The following is a 1791-nucleotide window of genomic DNA, read 5'->3' on the forward strand; positions in this document are numbered from 1 at the left end:
CTCGGCGGCTTCCTGCCGTTCGAGATGTACATCGAGTTCATCGGCGTGATGACGGTGATCGGCATCGCCGTGCTGATGGCGATCCGCCTGCTGAGCCTGCCCTCGAGGGCCGGCCGCAAGTCCCGCTTCGCGGGCTCCACCGCCTGGCAGGCGTACTTCGTCGAGTACGTCATCCTCACCATCGGCCTGGCGATCTACGTGCTGCGCGGCCTGGAGGGCGCCCTGCACGGCGTGGACGGCTACGAGGCCTCCTACTTCGCCTCGTACCCGCTGGTCCTGGCCTTCAAGGGCCTGAGCGTGGCCGCGCTGCAGAACCTGGTCTACTTCGTCGCGATGATCAAGGTCGGCGTCTCGCTGATCTGGATGATCACCGTCTCCCTCAACACCGACATGGGTGTGGCCTGGCACCGCTTCCTGGCCTTCCCCAACATCTGGTTCAAGCGCAACGCCACCGGTGAGACCGCCCTGGGCGCCTTGCAGCCGATGACGAGCGGCGGCAAGCCGATCGACTTCACCGACCCCGGCGAGGACGACGTCTTCGGCGTCTCCCAGGTCGAGCACTTCTCCTGGAAGGGCCTGCTGGACTTCTCCACCTGCACCGAGTGCGGCCGCTGCCAGTCGCAGTGCCCGGCCTGGAACACCGGCAAGCCGCTCTCGCCGAAGCTGCTGATCATGTCCCTGCGTGACCACGCGCACGCCAAGGCGCCCTACCTGCTGGCCGGCGGCGGCAAGACGACGGAGGGCGAGGAGAAGGCGTCCGAGGAACAGCTGAAGGATGTCCCGGCCGCGGCTCTGGCGGAGGCCGAGCGCCCGCTGATCGGCACCGCCGAGGCCGCATCCGACAGCGGCTTCGCCGCGGGCGGCGTCATCGACCCGGACGTCCTGTGGTCCTGCACCACCTGCGGCGCCTGCGTCGAGCAGTGCCCGGTGGACATCGAGCACGTCGACCACATCGTCGACATGCGCCGCTACCAGGTCATGATCGAGTCGTCGTTCCCCTCCGAGGCGGGCACGATGCTCAAGAACCTGGAGAAGAAGGGCAACCCCTGGGGCCTGGCCAAGAAGCAGCGCCTGGAGTGGACCAAGGAGGTCGACTTCGAGGTCCCGGTCGTCGGCAAGGACATCGAGGACCTCTCCGAGATCGAGTACCTGTACTGGGTCGGCTGCGCCGGCGCCCTGGAGGACCGCGCCAAGAAGACCACCAAGGCCTTCGCCGAGCTGCTGCACATCGCGGGCGTCAAGTTCGCGATCATGGGCGGCGACGAGAAGTGCACCGGCGACTCCGCCCGCCGCCTGGGCAACGAGCCCCTGTTCCAGGAGCTCGGCATGGAGAACGTCATGGCGCTGAACACCGCCTTCGGCGAGGAGACGGACGACGACGGCCAGGTCACCGAGGAGTCGCGGAAGCCGAGGTCGGCGAAGAAGATCGTCGCCACCTGCCCGCACTGCCTCAACACCCTGGGCAACGAGTACCCGCAGCTCGGCGGCGACTACGAGGTCATCCACCACACCCAGCTGCTGCAGCACCTGGTCGACGAGGGCAAGCTGATCCCCATCACCCCGGTCGAGGGCATCATCACCTACCACGACCCGTGCTACCTGGGCCGCCACAACAAGATCTACACGCCCCCGCGCGAGATCATCGGCAAGGTCCCGGGCCTGCGCAACGAGGAGATGCACCGCCACAAGGAGCGCGGCTTCTGCTGCGGCGCCGGCGGCGCCCGGATGTGGATGGAGGAGCGGATCGGCAAGCGCATCAACGACGAGCGCGTCGACGAGGCCCTCGCCCTG

General features: G+C 67.8%; 1 protein-coding gene. It reads left to right on the forward strand.

What is annotated here, in order from left to right:
- On the forward strand, nt 1-1791 hold a 1791-nt coding region (locus C1I97_RS36520), incomplete at both ends, for a (Fe-S)-binding protein (RefSeq protein ID WP_111007192.1).

Origin of the sequence: Streptomyces sp. NTH33 (assembly GCF_003236365.1) — a bacterium.
In the GTDB taxonomy this organism is placed as follows: Bacteria; Actinomycetota; Actinomycetes; order Streptomycetales; family Streptomycetaceae; genus Streptomyces.